The organism is Arthrobacter bambusae, assembly GCF_022606295.1.
In the GTDB taxonomy this organism is placed as follows: Bacteria; Actinomycetota; Actinomycetes; order Actinomycetales; family Micrococcaceae; genus Arthrobacter; species Arthrobacter bambusae_A.
The window spans coordinates 1-14,393 of sequence record NZ_JAHHZS010000012.1 but is presented as its reverse complement, the minus strand read 5'-3'; the positions used below and the strand labels follow the sequence as shown (position 1 = coordinate 14,393).

Here is a 14,393-nt window from a genome sequence, read left to right as displayed (position 1 = left end):
TGCCCTATCTGAATGGTAGGCACCGTGCTAACGTTGCGCATTATGCAAGCTTTAGATGGCACCGACACACGCCTGCTTTCGGCCATGGCGAAGGATCCCCGCGGCACGGTGGTGGCCTTGGCGCAGAAGCTGGGACTTTCCCGGAATACGGTCCAGGCGCGGATGGCCCAGCTGGAAAAGAAGCATGCGTTCCTTTCCTTCGAACGGCGCATCAACCCGGCAGCCCTCGGCTACCCGCTCATGGCGTTCATCTCGGTGCATGTGCAGCAGCAGAAGCTTGGGCAGCTTGCCTTGGACCTCGCCGAAATCCCGGAAATCCTGGAGGGGTACGGACTGACCGGTTCGGCTGACCTGCTGCTGCGGGTGGTGGCGCTCGACGCCGAGGATCTGTTCCGGATCAACGGCAAGATCCTTGCGTGCGACGGAGTGGAACGAACGGACACTGCCATGTCCATGGGCGAATTGATTCCTTTCCGAGTGCAGCCGTTGTTGAACCGGAATACCAAGAAGGCGCTCCGCACGGGCTGAGCCCTTGAATCCCCTTGCTCCTCGCTGGAATGTGCGATTTGATGCAGGTGGACGCCTAGGGGGCCGGCTGGCGGCTTCTGTCCGGTTGGCGGCGCAGGCCTGGTCGCCGGGAAGGGGAACCACCCGTGAGCACCCCGCAAGTACCGCTGCAGCCTGACCAGGACCCTCGGGCCGTCCCGCCGGCGTCGGGAGGCGAAGCACCGCGGCACGGCAACACGCCGCCTGACGGCCCAACCGGTCAATACCCCGCCCCTTACGGCCGGCCAAGCCAGTTCACACCGCCGGCGCAGTACCCCGCTCCCGGGCAGTACTCCGGCCCCTACGCCCCTCCAGGGCACGGGGCGTACCCTCCCCACCCCTACGGGATGCCCGTCCCGCCGCCTGCGAAGAACCGAAAGCTCCTCTGGATCATTCTCGGAGCGGTGGCCGCGTTCGTCGCCCTTGTCATCGTGGGGGTCGTCGTTCTGGTCAACGTGGTGGGAAGTGCCACGAACCGGGCCCAGGCCGTCTCCGACGACTTCACCCGCCTGATCGTGAACGGCCAAAGCTCCCAGGCGTACGACCAGTACATGAACCCCGTGCTCACCCGAAGCCTGACGAAGGACAAGTTCATGGCCGGCATTGCGGGTCTCGGACTGGACAACACCTGCAGGCCCCATTACGACTCCGTAAACGTCGGTTCATTCAACGGCAACAACACGGCCGACGTTGTTGGAACCCTGCAGTGCCAAGGCAAAACCCTTGACTTCAGGTACAACTTTGAAGGCAATGATTTGAAAATGGACGCCATCCGTCTCCAGCCGCAGGGATAACTCCGAAAAAATTCATCCCATCCGACCCATCCATCGTGCCGGGGAGTCCGAATATCTGGTTGAGAGCCCCGTCCGGGGTTTCGAACACAGGCCGGAGACAACCCCGGCCATACCGGAAGGTTTGGACCATGCGCACTTCGCCCAACCGCCTGATCGCCACCATCTTTGGCGCCGTCTACCTGCTCGTGGGTGTCGTTGGATTCTTCGTCACCTCGGGAATTGGATTCTTCGCAACCGAGGGTGCCAATCTGATCATCTTTGCGGTAAACCCCCTGCACAACATCATCCACCTCGCCATTGGCGCGGCCCTCCTCTACTCGGGCATGAACAGCACCGTTCTGTCCAAGACCGTCAATACCACCGTCGGCGCCGTCTACTTGCTTGTCGGCATCCTCGGACTGTTCCTCGTGGGCTCCGCACTGAACATCATTGCCCTTAACGGCGCAGACAACGTCCTGCACCTTGCCAGCGCTGTGGTTCTTCTCGGCATCGGCCTCTCGCAGGACAAGGTTCCGGCCACCACCGCCAGGGCCCACGTCTAAACACCTCGAAACCCGGAAGGAGCCGTCCGTGTCTGCTCAAGCTGCGACCCCCGTGTCAGCTCAGCCAACGACGTCCGTGGGACCCACCCTTGGGGCCTCCCTCACCTTGTTCTCGTGCTTTGCGGGAATGGGCGCGGGCCTCGTCGAGCTTTCCATCGCCTCGAGCTACATCTTGGGCCGGGGACCCCTGGTGTGGGCGGGCGGCCTCTTCGTGGTCTGGGGCCTGGCGCTGATCGCAAGCTCGATTGCCAGCCTCCAAAAGGGGCGGCTCCGGTTCCGTAAGCCAACAACCGCAGGCCTCCTCGCGGCCGTGCTGGTCCACGTCGGATTCCTGGTTGCCGGCATGGCCCAAAGGGTGCTCGACGGCGGGCATCTGGCGGCTCTTTTCCTGGTCCTGATGGCGTTGGGATCCTCCGCCTGGCTCGCCCGCAGGTTTCGCGACGACGTCGGGGGAACCGTTTCGGCTCCCCCACGTGCCGGTGCGCTCTTGGGAGCCGCCTTCGCTGCCGCCGTCGTCGTCGCAGCAATTACGACGCCGGGGCTCGCCGCCTCGGTGGCCGGAGCGCATGCCGTCCCGCACGGAGAGCACTCCCTGCCGGGCGTCCATAACCACTAAGCCTTAACCACAAAGACCTTCCGCCCAGGCGGAAGCAGCAATCCCTCCCACACCGAGTGTGGGAGGGATTGCTGCTTAAAGCGGTACCGCCCCGATTCCCGGGTGGGCCGGAGCTTGGCTAGTCGATGGCCGCCATGAGTTCGACCACCCGGTCGAGGAAAGCATCAACCTGCGCCTCTTCATAGCCGTCGCGACCGCGGGCCTCGGAGAAAGCTGCCCGGCGGACGTTGTCGACGCTCAGCGGCTTGTCGTTTTCCAGGTAACCGATCAGGGAGACACACAAGGCATCGACCTCGGCGATGTTGTAGCTGCGCGCACGCTTCTTGTCCGGCCGGCGGAAACGTTCGCCATCTGGCCGGTGCAAACGGCCCCGCAGCACTCCGGAGAGTTTGCCGATCTTCAGCAACCAGGCTTCCTCGCCTTCGGCCGCTATCAGCTCGTCGCGTTCGCGCCGGGCGAAGGCGTCTTCAAGGCGGTCCAGTGCTGCGTCCACGGCAGTGGCGTCGTAGCCGCCTTTGACAGGATCAAACGAAACGGCGCGGACATCGCCGCTGCCGATCTTCTCCGATGCCTCGGCCCTGTTTTCGAACGACAACCGGGCACGCTGGAAAAACTGGTCTACCTGCTTTGCGTTGTAGCCATACTTGCTGTGCGCCACGCGCTCAAATGCTGCGGGGATCTGGCGACGAATGTCCACTGCCACTGCTTTCCTTCTGGGTGGTTGTCAGGCGCCGCTCAACAGCGCGTAAAGAATAAATGCTGCCGGAGCCGCGAAGACGATCGAGTCGAGCCGGTCCATGACCCCGCCGTGTCCGGGCAGGATGCTGCTCATGTCTTTGACGCCAAGTTCCCGCTTGACCATGGATTCCGCGAGGTCCCCGGCGGTAGCCGCGGCAACCATGCCAACGGCAAGCACCACGCCGACCCACCAGGGCCGGTCCAGCACGAAGATGCTGGCGAGGATCCCGATCACCATGGCACCTGCCACCGAGCCGGCAAAACCTTCCCAGGTCTTCTTGGGGCTGATCTTGGGAGCCATCGGATGCTTGCCGAACAGAGAGCCGACGAGATACCCGAAAGTATCGTTGGACACCACTAGCAACAGCATCACAGCAATCTGCCAGGCACCCGCCGGAACCTGCCCGCCGGGCCACGGACCCGCCGTCGTCGCTCCCGTGCCGACATGGAGAGGCACGATGGCAAAGCTGATCAGGAAAGGGACCCAGGCAAGCGTGAAGATTCCTGAGAAGACGCTGCGCGGAGCTCCCGCAGCGCTTTCAAGGGACCGCCAGAGCAGGACGGCCGTGCTGCTCAGCACCATCGCGAAGAGCAGGCTCTCGGTGCCTCCGAAATAAGCCGCCAACGGCATCGCCACGGTACCGGTCAACACGGGGATGATCGGCATCCTGGTGCCTTGGCCTTCGAGCGCACGGAAGATTTCCCACACACCGAGGACCGCGAACGCGGTGGTCAGCAGCACGAACCCGAGCGGCAGGAACAGCAGCCCTCCGAGGACGGCGAAGAGCATGGCGAGCCCGACGCCGATGGCGGCCGGAAGATTCCGGCCGGCTTTGGGCGTTGGGTTGCCTCGTTGGCGTCTGGCGCGTGTGGGGATTCCCTGCGCGGGCGCCGGCTCAGCCTCGCTCATCAGACCTCGAGCAGCTCGGCTTCCTTGCGTTTGAGGAGCTCATCGATACCGTCGACGTGGGCCTTCGTGATGGCGTCGAGTTCCTTTTCGCCACGGGCACCCTCGTCTTCTCCGGCTTCGCCGTCCTTGACGAGCTTGTCCAGGGCGTCCTTGGCTTTGCGCCGGATGCTTCGGATGGAAACCTTTGCGTCCTCACCCTTGCCCTTGACGATCTTGACGTATTCCTTGCGGCGTTCCTGGGTGAGCTCCGGGATGGTGATCCGGATGACGTTGCCGTCGTTGGACGGATTGGCGCCGACCTCGGAATCGCTCAAGGCCCTTTCGATGTCGCGCATCGAGGTCTTGTCAAAGGGCGTGATCAGGATGGTCCTGGCGTCGGGAATAGCAAAGGAAGCGAGCTGCTGCAGCGGTGTGGGCGTGCCGTAGTATTCCACGATCACCTTGTTGTAGAGCCCGGGGTTCGCGCGACCGGTACGGATCGACGCGAAATCCTCCTTGGCTACCTCGACCGCCTTGTCCATCTTTTCCCCGGCTTCGAGCAAGGTTTCTTCGATCACGGTTTCTCCTCAGAAATAGTCGCGCCCCGGTGCACGGGCCGCAATGCACAATAAATTTCCGCCCCTGCGGGCGGAAGAGTCCTAGAAATATCCTAGCCCTTGCTAGGGGGTGACCAGGGTGCCCAGCTTTTCGCCGAGAATGGCCCGGGTGACGTTCCCTTCGCCTTCCATGCCGAAGACGACCATGGACAAATTGTTGTCCTTGCACATGGTCATTGCGGTCTGGTCCATGACGCGGATGTCACGGCGCAGGGCCTCGTCGTAGCTGAGCTTTTCGAGCTTCTCGGCCGTGGGATCCTTCTTGGGATCCGCAGTGTACACGCCGTCCACGCCGCTCTTTGCCATGAGCACGACGTCGGCATGCACTTCGAGGGCGCGCTGGGCGGCCACGGTGTCGGTGGAGAAGTACGGAAGGCCTGCGCCTGCACCGAAGATGACCACGCGGCCCTTCTCCATGTGGCGGATGGCACGGCGCGGAATGTAGGCCTCGGCAACCTGCCCCATGGTGATGGCGCTCTGGACGCGGGTCTCGACGCCGGCTTGCTCCAGGAAATCCTGCAGGGCCAGGCAGTTCATGACTGTGCCGAGCATACCCATGTAGTCGGCGCGGGAACGGTCCATGCCGCTCTGGGAAAGTTCGGCGCCGCGGAAGAAGTTTCCGCCTCCTACGACGATTGCCACCTCGACCTCGGAAACAGCTGCGGCGATTTGCTTGGCGATGGCGCGGACGGTTTCCGGGTCCACGCCAAGCTTTCCGCCGCCGATGACCTCGCCGGACAGCTTCAGCAGTACACGACGACGGGTCTTCTCCGGATGGATTGCAGTGTTCTCGGTTTCCATGGTGCCTTCCCGTTTGTGGACTCTGGCTAGATTATCTTGCTGGGGGCCGGGCAGAAAGCTGCCGGCTGTGGAGGCACTCGGTGCGGGCCTGCCGTTGCATGCAAAAGGGGCGGCCACCGAAGTGACCACCCCTTTTGTATGTCTAACTAGTTTCCGACGCGGAAACGGGCAACTGCGGTTGCCTTGACGCCGGCCTCTTCGAGGACCTGTGCAACGGTCTTCTTGGAATCCTTGGCGAATGCCTGGTCCAAGAGAACTTCGCCCTTGTAGAAGCCCGTCACGCGGCCTTCGACGATCTTGGTGAGAGCGGCTTCCGGCTTGCCTTCGGCCTTGGCGGTCTCTTCGGCGATGCGGCGCTCGGACTCGACCAGCTCGGCCGGGACGTCTTCGCGGCTCAGGTAGTTCGGGGCCATGGCTGCAACGTGGACAGCGACGTCGTGGGCTGCGGTAGCAGCGGCGTCGCCCTCGCCCTCGACGGCGAACAGGACGCCGACCTGGGCCGGGAGGTCCTTGGAGGTCTTGTGCAGGTAAGCGTCAACCGTGCCGCCTTCAATGCGGGCGATGCGGCGGACAACAACCTTTTCGCCGAGAACGGCGCCTTCTTCGACGACAACCTCGGACAGGGGCTTGCCTTCGACGTCGATGGCCAGCAGGGTCTCGAGGTCGGCAGCGCCGGACTCGACGGCGACGGCCAGGACCTTGTCGGCCAGCTGGATGAACTTGTCAGCCTTGGCAACGAAGTCGGTCTCGCAGTTGACCTCGATCATTACGCCGACACCGTCCGTGACCTTGGCTGCAACCAGGCCTTCGGCGGTGGAGCGGCCTTCACGCTTCGTAGCGCCCTTGAGGCCCTTGATGCGGATGATCTCGATGGCCTTCTCGGCGTCGCCGTTGGCCTCGTCAAGAGCCTTCTTGACGTCCATCATGCCGGCGCCGGTGCGCTCGCGCAGGGCCTTGATGTCAGCAGCAGTGTAGTTCGCCATGTGAACCCCTCTGTCTAGAAATTTATGTGTTTACGGACTGACAGGACGGCAGCCCACCGGGTGGGCCGCCATCCTGTCAGTAGCTCCCCGCACCGAAATCAGCGCGGGAAAGGTCCGGATTTACTTGTCTGCTTCGGCTTCGCCGGCAGCAGCTTCGGTGGCCTCGGCGGCCGGGGCTTCAGCAGCTTCCGCAGCCGGAGCTTCGGCGGCCGGAGCTTCAGCAGCTTCAGCCTTGCTGCCTTCGAGGAGCTCACGCTCCCACTCAGCCAGCGGCTCTTCCGGCGCCTCTGCAGCACCGGTTGCGCGCTGGTTACGGGCGATGAGGCCCTCGGCAACGGCGTCGGCAACCACGCGGGTCAACAGGTTTACGGAGCGGATGGCGTCGTCGTTGCCCGGGATCGGGAAGTCAACTTCGTCGGGGTCGCAGTTGGTGTCCAGGATGGCAACAACCGGGATGTTCAGCTTCTTGGCTTCGTCAACAGCCAGGTGTTCCTTCTTCGTGTCAACAACCCACAGAACGGAAGGAGCCTTGGTCAGGTTGCGGATACCACCGAGGTTGGTTTCCAACTTGGTGAGCTCGCGCTTGAGGAGCAGGAGCTCCTTCTTCGTGTAACCCGAGCCTGCAACGTCCTCGAAGTTGATCTCTTCGAGTTCCTTCATGCGCTGGATGCGCTTGGCAACGGTCTGGAAGTTGGTGAGCATACCGCCCAACCAACGCTGGTTGACGTACGGCTGGCCAACACGGGTAGCCTGCTCAGCGATTGCTTCCTGAGCCTGCTTCTTGGTGCCGACGAACAGGACGGTGCCGCCGTGGGCGACAGTAGCCTTGACGAACTCGAAAGCGCGGTCGATGTAGGACAGCGACTGCTGAAGGTCAATGATGTAGATGCCGTTGCGCTCCGTGAAGATGAATCGCTTCATCTTCGGGTTCCAACGACGGGTCTGGTGTCCAAAGTGGACGCCGCTGTCAAGCAGCTGGCGCATAGTTACGACGGGCATGCCGACGCTCCTTCCGGCAGGTCATTCATGAGAGCGCCACACGGGCCACTCTTACCCTGCCAATAGTTGACGGTTAGTTAGCCGGACCCGAACGGGCCGTGGCTCCTGGCATCCATTGCACTTCTCATCCGGCCAATGACTCGCCGGACCGCAAGAGGCACAATCCTCCGCAGCGTTGAATCCGCGAGGATTCTCAATTGGAGGGTTGGATACGCGTAGTCAGCCTGCAACCCCCGCGCGACTGAATGAGAAGCGCTTCTGAACAAGCCTGAGGGCACAGCAAACTGCTCCACCAAGTGTACTACAGCGCCTTCAGCCTCATGACCGCCGTCGCGCGATCGCAGGGGTCCGTCCTTCGGCGGATTTTCCGCCTGGTTTTCCACATAGCCTGGCTGGCGCCTTTCGGGACGCGCCACCCCAACGAAGGCTTGTTACGTGAGAACCACACATCTACCGGCCTACGTTCTTTTGCTCGTTGCCCTCGGCCTTTTGCCCGTTGTCCTCGGCCTTTTGCCCGTTGTCCTCGGCGCGGCGCCTGCCGTTGCATCGCCGTCGTCGGGCCCGCCTGTCCAGTCCGGGACCGGCCCGGACTGGGCGTGGCCCCTCTCCCCCAGGCCCACCGTGATGCGTGGGTTCGATCCTCCGGACAAGCCGTGGTTGAGCGGGCACCGCGGCGTGGATTTACAAGCAGCCGACGACGGCGCAACGGTCGCCGCCCCCGCTGGCGGCACCGTGGGCTTCGTGGGCGTCGTGGTGGACCGGCCGGTGATCACCATCGACCACGGGAACGGGCTGCGGAGCAGCTTTGAGCCCGTCGACAGCGAACTCGAAGAAGGCGCCCCCGTGGCCACGGGCCAAGCCATCGGCGCCGTCAGAGCCGGCCACTGCGCGGGATCTCCGTGCGTCCATTGGGGAGTTCGGTCCGGGGAGGACTATGTGGACCCGCTTGCCTTCGTCACGGATCTCCGGCCGTCGGTGTTGCTGCCTCTGGACGATTGGTTGGCGCTGGACGAGCTGCGGGTGCTGCAAGCCTTACCGCCGCTAGACGATGGCGGAAATCCCGGTGATGGCGCGCCCCGTGACAAGGGTGTTGATTTCGTGGGTGCCTTCGTAGGAGTAGATAGCCTCGGCGTCGGCGAAGATCTTGGCCATCTCGTAGTCCGTGACAATGCCGTTGCCACCGAGGATTCCCCTTCCCAGGGCTACGCTCTCGCGCATGCGGGCCGTGGTGAAGGCCTTCGCCAGCGCGGATTGCTCGTCCTTGGCGACGCCGGCATCCTCAAGCTGCGCGAGACGGACCATCATGCCCATGGAACTGACGGTGTTGCCCAGGATCTGCACGAGTTGTTGCTGCACCAATTGGAACGATGCCAGGGGCCTCCCGAACTGCATCCGTTCAACCGCGTAGCGGCGGGCAACGTCGAACGCCGCAAGCTGCTGGCCCACAGCCTGCCACGCGACCGAAAGCCGGGTGACTTTCAGGACCTTGTTGGTGTCCCTGAAGCTGTTCGCATTGGCCAGTTTGAAGAAGTCCGGAACCACCACATTTTCAAGGGTGATATCGGCATTCTGGACGGTCCGCAGCGAGATCTTGTTCTCGATCTTGCTGGCCTTGAATCCGGGGAGGCCCGTGTCCACCAGGAAGCCCTTGACCTGATTGTCGGCGAGGTCGCGGGCGAAGACCACAACCCAGTCCGAGAAGGTGGCGTTGCCGATCCAGCGCTTGGCCCCGTTGAGGATCCAGTTGTCGCCGTCGCGGCGCGCAGTGGTCCGGGTGCCGCCTGCAACGTCCGAGCCGCCCAACGGCTCGGTTAGTCCAAAGGCGCCGATCTTCTTGAGGGAGTAGACGTCCGGCAGCCAGGCTTCTTGTTGCTCCCGGGATGCCAAGGCCTCGATGGAACCAGTGAACAAGCCGTCGTGGACGCCCATGAACGTGGCAATCGAGGCATCGGCGCGCGTTGCTTCTGCGTGGACAAGGCCAGCGAACACGTTGGAATAGCCTTGCCGCCTCACCGGGCTGACTAGGTCAATCTCAGCCAGCTTGGGAATCAGGTCCATCGGGAATTCCCCCCGGTTCCAGCAATCAACGGCAATCGGCTTGACCTCACAGGACAGGAAAGTCCGGATCTCGGCCAGCCGGTCTTGTTCCTTGCCCGTAAGCAGTTGCTCAAATCCATAGAAGTCGCCGTCGGCGTACGGGAGATTCTCGAGGTCGATTGCTGCCTTGGACATGGCGCTCCTTCGCGTAAGTTACTGGTGAGTAACTTACAGCAAGAGCGGGGCCACCACAAGCAACCCGGCGCACACCTTTGTGCAGGTCTAGCCGCTCTCGTCACACTCGGGGAATTGATGCCGGGATTCGATCCTTGTGATCCTCTTGGCCGAACGATTCAGTCTGCTTGGCTTAGCCGAGCTCGAAGCCAGGCGTCGATGCGTTCGAGGGCGGCTAGTGCCATGGGCGTCGCATGTCCGGTGAATCCATGAGGGGATGCGGGATAAACACGCAGGTCGACCTCGACACCGGCTTCAGACATCCGCGAGGCCATGGCGAGATTGTCTTCCAAAAGGATGTCGTCGCGGCCAACCACGATAAAGATCGGCGGCAGCCCAGCAAGGTCGGCGAAGAGCGGTGAAAGGTCGGGGTGGGCGCGATCCGGAGCAGTCCCGGCATACGCGTCAAGAAAATACTCGTCGGCGATCAGGCGCCCGGCCTCCGTCTTCGCGGCGAGGTCATAGGTGCCGAACTGCAGCACGCCGCCGCTGAAGGCCGTGACCCCGCGATCGCGCAACCGGACAAGCGTGGAAACCGCCAGCGTTGAACCGGCAGAGAAGCCACCGACAGCGAGTTTCGCGGTACCAAAACGGCTTTCGGCCTGCTCGACCAGCCACAGCGCTGCCGTCTCGCAGTCGTCGGGTGCGGACGGCCACGGGTGCTCGGGGGCAAGCCGGTAATCCACGCTGACTACGGCAACACCCAATGCGTCGGCAAGCCGCCTGTTGCGAACATCGCTTCCAGCGGCTGAGCGCATGTAGAAGCCGCCGCCGTGGATTTCCAGGAACACTCCCGCCACCGGTGAACTGACCGGACTGTGGATCCGCACCGGAACGCTTCGGCCAAGCGCGCTTGCCTGCTCTGTGACTGGCTGTGGATCACACTCCGCAGGTGCTGGCGCGCCAGCCCGGAATGCGAGGAGCTCTTCCAGACTCCCCGGGCCGCGGCCGGCCGGCCGGTGGGCGTAGAAAGCGCGGGTTTCATCGACGAGTGACCACAGTTCAGGATCGATCCGCGATGATAATTCGAAGTTCATTGGATAACCCTAGGATGCGCATCCGGCGCGGGGCCAAGGTCCACGCCGTGGCGCGCTCGGCCCGTTAGGAGCAGTATGGAGGGATGAACGCTCCCAGCGCCGATGGTCCGGCGCAGGGTGGCTCCGTAGGTCCGGGGGCCCGCCTGCACCCCTGGAGCCGTTATGTGGCCCTGGGTGATTCCTTCACCGAAGGGGTAGGAGATCCGGAGCCCCGCAGCCCGGGCGGCCTGCGAGGCTGGGCGGACCGGGTCGCGGAAGAACTGAGCGCCGGACACGAAGATTTTGCTTACGCGAATCTGGCGGTCCGTGGCAGGTTGCTCCATCAGATCCTGGACGAGCAGGTTGGGCCCGCGCTGGCCCTGCAGCCGGATCTGATCACGCTCAATGCCGGCGGCAATGATTTGATCTTCCGTAGAACCGATCCCGACAAACTCGCCGCCCGGATGGATGCCGGAGTGCAGCTCCTGGCCTCCACCGGTGCGACGGTCGTCCTGTTCGCCGGCCCGGACTGGGGCGCTACGCCCGTGCTGGGCCGGACCCGCGCCAAGGTGGCCATCTTCAACGAGAACCTACGGACGATTGCGGCCCGCCACGATGCGGTCATCGCCGATCTCTGGGCACTGCGTCAACTCACCCACCCACGGATGTGGGATCCGGACCGGCTGCACTTCTCTCCCCTGGGTCAGCACACCATCGCCATCATGGTGCTCGATACCCTAAACGTTCCGCACACCTTGGAGCCGATGACTCCGAAAGCGCTGCCCGGACGCAGCTGGCGCGAAGCCCGGGCGGACGACATTATCTGGGCGCGGGACCACTTGTTCCCGTGGGTCCTGCAACGCCTCAAACAAGGAATCTCCGACGACGGGCGGCACGCAAAGCGACCGGATCCCGGCCCCGTGTTTGGCGCCTGGATGCCGCCGGGAACATTCGTGGGTAACGATCCGCCAAACTGACGGCGATCTCAGAGGTTCCATCTCAACCCCGGAAGCCCCAACTCAACGCGGCGCCTACGGGTTATCTACCGCTGGCTGCTTCCGGACAAGTACGGATGAGAGACCGCCGGACACACGGACTTCGGCTGCCAATTTGGTGAGGCGCTTCTTGGCTGCGTGTTCAACCAGGAGTGGGACATAGTCCCGGACCGGGCCGCCGTTCAAGTTCCCGTGCAGCCACAAGGGCCCGCGCTTCGTCTTCCCCCGTCATAGGGCCAAGTGTCCGATCCGGGCGCAGGAAGGTCAACAAAATGACGTTGTACTGCAGGGGCCGACACGGACGGGGGCGCTGGAACGCCCACAAGCCCTGGCGCGCGAGTTTCCCGGATGTCTGATTTTCGCCGCCGGCGCGCATGAAAGTGCCTCAACGTCCGAGTGCGATCCATAGTTCCGACACGCCGTACCGAAATTTCATCTGCGGTACAACTTGACGGGTGGTTTGGCCCCCTACGATAAAGCGTCATTACTCGTCTATTTAGGAGATCCATTTGTCGTACCAGCAGCAACAGACCACCCAGTTTGGCAGTGACGTCCCGCTTTGGGCTCCCTACTACGGTGCACCCATCGGTGAGGCAGCACGCCGGTTCTTCAAGAAGTACGCCACCTTCACCGGCCGGGCCAGCCGCAGCGAGTACTGGTGGTGGATGCTTATCTCCATCGTCGTGAGCATCGTTCTGAACATCATCACGTCGGTGGCCGGCTCAGCCGGTGCAACCGTCAATGACTCCGGTGCCACAGTCCCGGGCCCAGGCATGATGATCGGCGTCATCCTCCTGGTCATCTGGGGACTGGCCGTCATTGTCCCGTCCCTGGCCCTGACTGTCCGCCGCCTCCACGATGTGAACTTCAGCGGCTGGCTGATCCTCATCGGCCTCGTCCCGTTCCTCGGGAGCCTGGCACTGCTCATCTTGACGATCCTGCCGTCCAAGCCCGAAGGCCAGCGGTTCGACGTCCCCGCATAAGTCCACACCAGAGGACAAGCTGAAGGGCCACTCGCGCGGTGGCCCTTCAGTGTTTCGATGCAGAAACATCCTCACGACTCATCAAGGCTGGACGCGCCTACCTTCGTGGCCGGCAACCAAGGGCCTAGGATTTTCAGATGCTATCTCCCGACGAAATTGCTGGTCTGCCGGTCGAAGAGTACGGGTTTCCGGGCTCGCTGCGAGATGAACTCGTGAGCGCGATCCTTGACGGACGGAAGACGGCGACGACCTCCCTCCTCGTCCAATACAAACTAGCCGAAGACCGATTACCCGCGGTCGGTGAACGGGGCGTGGTCGTTGATTCGTCAGGGCGACCCGTTTGCATCACGGAAGTTACCGAGGTTCGCGTAGTGCCCCTCGGTGACGTTGACGCAGCTCACGCGATCGACGAAGGCGAGGGTTACCAGGCAGTCTCCGACTGGCGTGTGGGCCACGAAAAATTCTGGCATAGCTCCGACTTTCGGGCCGTCCTGCGAGATCCCACTTTTGCGGTCTCAGACTCGACGGAAGCTGTTTTGGTGCGCTTCCGCGTATCTCTCCGGAGCTAGCCTTCCATCGAAAGTCCGGCCGACCGGCCCCTTTAGAGGGTGCGGTCGTCCAGTATGGGGTCTATGCGAGGCCAAGACCCGCATCCCGAAACTCCTTCGAACACTGACCGGGTGACACCTGGTCGGCGATGGCGAGCACTGTCGTCGAGCGCAACCGCATACGCAGAGCGTCATCGGGATCTTTGGTCGAAAGCGCTTCCCACGTCCCCACGCTGAGGCAGTGCGCTGCCGCGGCTTCGAGAAGGCATGCGTGGGCGAGCCTGCTCGCTCTCCAGATCGACGATTCACCGGAAATGATCCTTGACTGCGTTACTGTTCCGTCCATGATCATTTGGCTCAACGGCACCCACGGAGCGGGAAAGACGACGACGAGCGCGCTCGTGCAGCAATTGCTGCCCGACGCCCGCGTCCTCGACGCTGAGAAGGTCGGTGAGGTCCTCATGGACATCAGGCCTGGACTTCCCGCAACGGACAATTTCCAACACTGGGAGCCCTGGCGACCACTGGTCGTCGAAACCGCTCGGCGCGTGCTCGAATTCACCGGAGGCACCCTCGTGATGCCGATGACTGTCCTGGTCGAGAGCTACTGGCGGGAGATCAGCGATGGTCTTACCGGGCACGGCATCCCGATCCAGCATTTCGTGCTCCACGCCGATCAGGCCACGCTCCGCGAACGCATACAGAACGACAAAGACCTCGGACCCTCGACGTTCCGCTTCGCATACCTGGAGCCATACGCCGAAGCAGCCCGTACGTGGCTACACGATGAAGCCGAGGTCATCGACACCACGCACATCACGCCGGAGCAAGCCGCGCGCCGGATCGCGGATTCGGTGCTTGGCCGCTGAGAGCACGGTACAACCGACAGGTGAGTCCGCTGAGGGATCCCCTGGCGGACGCCGGGCGCCGCCGGTGTCGGGTGCAAGCAGTATTGAAGGGGTGGAAACCGTGGATCTCTTTTCAGCTCCAGCGCACGAGGTTCCAGTGGCGTTTGGAGCCTCGGGCGCGCCCAAACGCTTGGCCGGAGGACGAGG

Annotated in this window: 17 protein-coding genes and 1 pseudogene; 9 read left to right on the top strand and 9 right to left on the bottom strand. The window is 63.1% G+C overall.

Features of this window, described 5'->3' with window-relative positions; all coding sequences use genetic code 11:
• Positions 1 to 42: 42 nt before the first annotated feature.
• From KNN17_RS10215 to KNN17_RS10200, 4 genes are all read left to right on the top strand, one after another.
• A complete protein-coding gene (locus tag KNN17_RS10215) occupies positions 43 to 528 on the top strand; it encodes an Lrp/AsnC family transcriptional regulator (protein ID WP_078105724.1) in 486 nt (161 codons plus the stop codon).
• A 125-nt stretch (positions 529 to 653) separates the two neighbouring features.
• Positions 654 to 1,340 (top strand): hypothetical protein, encoded by a 687-nt coding sequence (locus KNN17_RS10210; RefSeq protein ID WP_241708740.1) that lies wholly within the window; start codon positions 654 to 656, stop codon positions 1,338 to 1,340.
• Between the two features lie 128 nt (positions 1,341 to 1,468).
• A complete protein-coding gene (locus KNN17_RS10205) occupies positions 1,469 to 1,882 on the top strand; it encodes a DUF4383 domain-containing protein (RefSeq protein WP_078105726.1) in 414 nt (137 codons plus the stop codon).
• A gap of 28 nt (positions 1,883 to 1,910) precedes the next feature.
• A complete protein-coding gene (locus KNN17_RS10200; protein ID WP_241708738.1) occupies positions 1,911 to 2,498 on the top strand; it encodes a hypothetical protein in 588 nt (195 codons plus the stop codon).
• A gap of 118 nt (positions 2,499 to 2,616) precedes the next feature.
• Here the strand turns inward: KNN17_RS10200 and KNN17_RS10195 are convergent, their stop codons facing one another.
• The 6 genes from KNN17_RS10195 to rpsB form a co-directional block, all read right to left on the bottom strand.
• Positions 2,617 to 3,201: a DivIVA domain-containing protein gene (locus KNN17_RS10195; RefSeq protein ID WP_078105727.1), complete on the bottom strand. Its 585-nt coding sequence runs from the start codon at positions 3,199 to 3,201 to the stop codon at positions 2,617 to 2,619.
• 21 nt (positions 3,202 to 3,222) lie between these two features.
• On the bottom strand, positions 3,223 to 4,146 hold the full coding sequence (locus KNN17_RS10190; protein ID WP_241708735.1) for a phosphatidate cytidylyltransferase: 924 nt from the start codon (positions 4,144 to 4,146) through the stop codon (positions 3,223 to 3,225).
• The gene (gene frr / locus KNN17_RS10185) at positions 4,146 to 4,703 is read right to left on the bottom strand and encodes a ribosome recycling factor (RefSeq protein WP_078105729.1); all 558 of its coding nucleotides are present in this window, start codon (positions 4,701 to 4,703) and stop codon (positions 4,146 to 4,148) included. Before frr ends, KNN17_RS10190 begins: the two co-directional genes overlap by 1 nt.
• A gap of 102 nt (positions 4,704 to 4,805) precedes the next feature.
• Positions 4,806 to 5,543: a UMP kinase gene (gene pyrH / locus KNN17_RS10180; protein WP_059387847.1), complete on the bottom strand. Its 738-nt coding sequence runs from the start codon at positions 5,541 to 5,543 to the stop codon at positions 4,806 to 4,808.
• Positions 5,544 to 5,689: 146 nt separating this feature from the next.
• On the bottom strand, positions 5,690 to 6,526 hold the full coding sequence (tsf, locus tag KNN17_RS10175) for a translation elongation factor Ts (RefSeq protein WP_078105730.1): 837 nt from the start codon (positions 6,524 to 6,526) through the stop codon (positions 5,690 to 5,692).
• Between the two features lie 120 nt (positions 6,527 to 6,646).
• Positions 6,647 to 7,525 (bottom strand): 30S ribosomal protein S2, encoded by an 879-nt coding sequence (rpsB, locus tag KNN17_RS10170; RefSeq protein ID WP_078105731.1) that lies wholly within the window; start codon positions 7,523 to 7,525, stop codon positions 6,647 to 6,649.
• 624 nt (positions 7,526 to 8,149) lie between these two features.
• On the opposite strand from rpsB, the pseudogene KNN17_RS22645 reads away from it, so the two are divergent.
• Positions 8,150 to 8,410, top strand: a pseudogene (locus tag KNN17_RS22645) (peptidoglycan DD-metalloendopeptidase family protein); the annotation flags it as partial.
• A 156-nt stretch (positions 8,411 to 8,566) separates the two neighbouring features.
• Here KNN17_RS22645 and KNN17_RS10160 read toward each other — a convergent pair.
• Both KNN17_RS10160 and KNN17_RS10155 read right to left on the bottom strand, forming a co-directional pair.
• Complete coding sequence (locus KNN17_RS10160; RefSeq protein WP_241708733.1) at positions 8,567 to 9,757, bottom strand: acyl-CoA dehydrogenase family protein; 1,191 nt, start codon at positions 9,755 to 9,757, stop codon at positions 8,567 to 8,569.
• A 158-nt stretch (positions 9,758 to 9,915) separates the two neighbouring features.
• A complete protein-coding gene (locus KNN17_RS10155; RefSeq protein ID WP_241708728.1) occupies positions 9,916 to 10,833 on the bottom strand; it encodes an alpha/beta hydrolase in 918 nt (305 codons plus the stop codon).
• 83 nt (positions 10,834 to 10,916) lie between these two features.
• Here KNN17_RS10155 and KNN17_RS10150 point away from each other — a divergent pair, with 83 nt between their 5' ends.
• Positions 10,917 to 11,789 (top strand): SGNH/GDSL hydrolase family protein, encoded by an 873-nt coding sequence (locus KNN17_RS10150; protein ID WP_241708727.1) that lies wholly within the window; start codon positions 10,917 to 10,919, stop codon positions 11,787 to 11,789.
• A 54-nt stretch (positions 11,790 to 11,843) separates the two neighbouring features.
• Here the strand turns inward: KNN17_RS10150 and KNN17_RS22640 are convergent, their stop codons facing one another.
• A complete protein-coding gene (locus KNN17_RS22640) occupies positions 11,844 to 11,993 on the bottom strand; it encodes a three-helix bundle dimerization domain-containing protein (protein ID WP_372489654.1) in 150 nt (49 codons plus the stop codon).
• Positions 11,994 to 12,316: 323 nt separating this feature from the next.
• On the opposite strand from KNN17_RS22640, the gene KNN17_RS10145 reads away from it, so the two are divergent.
• The 3 genes from KNN17_RS10145 (at position 12,317) to KNN17_RS10135 (ending at position 14,207) form a co-directional block, all read left to right on the top strand.
• Positions 12,317 to 12,790, top strand: coding sequence for a DUF805 domain-containing protein (locus KNN17_RS10145; protein WP_241708725.1), 474 nt, complete (start codon positions 12,317 to 12,319; stop codon positions 12,788 to 12,790).
• Positions 12,791 to 12,927: 137 nt separating this feature from the next.
• On the top strand, positions 12,928 to 13,359 hold the full coding sequence (locus tag KNN17_RS10140) for an ASCH domain-containing protein (protein ID WP_241708724.1): 432 nt from the start codon (positions 12,928 to 12,930) through the stop codon (positions 13,357 to 13,359).
• A gap of 323 nt (positions 13,360 to 13,682) precedes the next feature.
• Positions 13,683 to 14,207: an AAA family ATPase gene (locus KNN17_RS10135; protein ID WP_241708722.1), complete on the top strand. Its 525-nt coding sequence runs from the start codon at positions 13,683 to 13,685 to the stop codon at positions 14,205 to 14,207.
• Positions 14,208 to 14,393: the final 186 nt, after the last annotated feature.

Excerpts from the sequence above, each read along its gene's own strand:
- KNN17_RS10215 (WP_078105724.1), top strand. The coding sequence starts at position 43 with ATGCAAGCTTTAGATGGCACCGACACACGCCTGCTTTCGGCCATGGCG.
- KNN17_RS10205 (WP_078105726.1), top strand. The coding sequence starts at position 1,469 with ATGCGCACTTCGCCCAACCGCCTGATCGCCACCATCTTTGGCGCCGTC.
- KNN17_RS10190 (WP_241708735.1), bottom strand. The coding sequence starts at position 4,146 with ATGAGCGAGGCTGAGCCGGCGCCCGCGCAGGGAATCCCCACACGCGCC.
- pyrH (WP_059387847.1), bottom strand. The coding sequence starts at position 5,543 with ATGGAAACCGAGAACACTGCAATCCATCCGGAGAAGACCCGTCGTCGT.
- tsf (WP_078105730.1), bottom strand. The coding sequence starts at position 6,526 with ATGGCGAACTACACTGCTGCTGACATCAAGGCCCTGCGCGAGCGCACC.
- rpsB (WP_078105731.1), bottom strand. The coding sequence starts at position 7,525 with ATGCCCGTCGTAACTATGCGCCAGCTGCTTGACAGCGGCGTCCACTTT.
- KNN17_RS10160 (WP_241708733.1), bottom strand. The coding sequence starts at position 9,757 with ATGTCCAAGGCAGCAATCGACCTCGAGAATCTCCCGTACGCCGACGGC.
- KNN17_RS10155 (WP_241708728.1), bottom strand. The coding sequence starts at position 10,833 with ATGAACTTCGAATTATCATCGCGGATCGATCCTGAACTGTGGTCACTC.
- KNN17_RS10150 (WP_241708727.1), top strand. The coding sequence starts at position 10,917 with ATGAACGCTCCCAGCGCCGATGGTCCGGCGCAGGGTGGCTCCGTAGGT.
- KNN17_RS10140 (WP_241708724.1), top strand. The coding sequence starts at position 12,928 with ATGCTATCTCCCGACGAAATTGCTGGTCTGCCGGTCGAAGAGTACGGG.
- KNN17_RS10135 (WP_241708722.1), top strand. The coding sequence starts at position 13,683 with ATGATCATTTGGCTCAACGGCACCCACGGAGCGGGAAAGACGACGACG.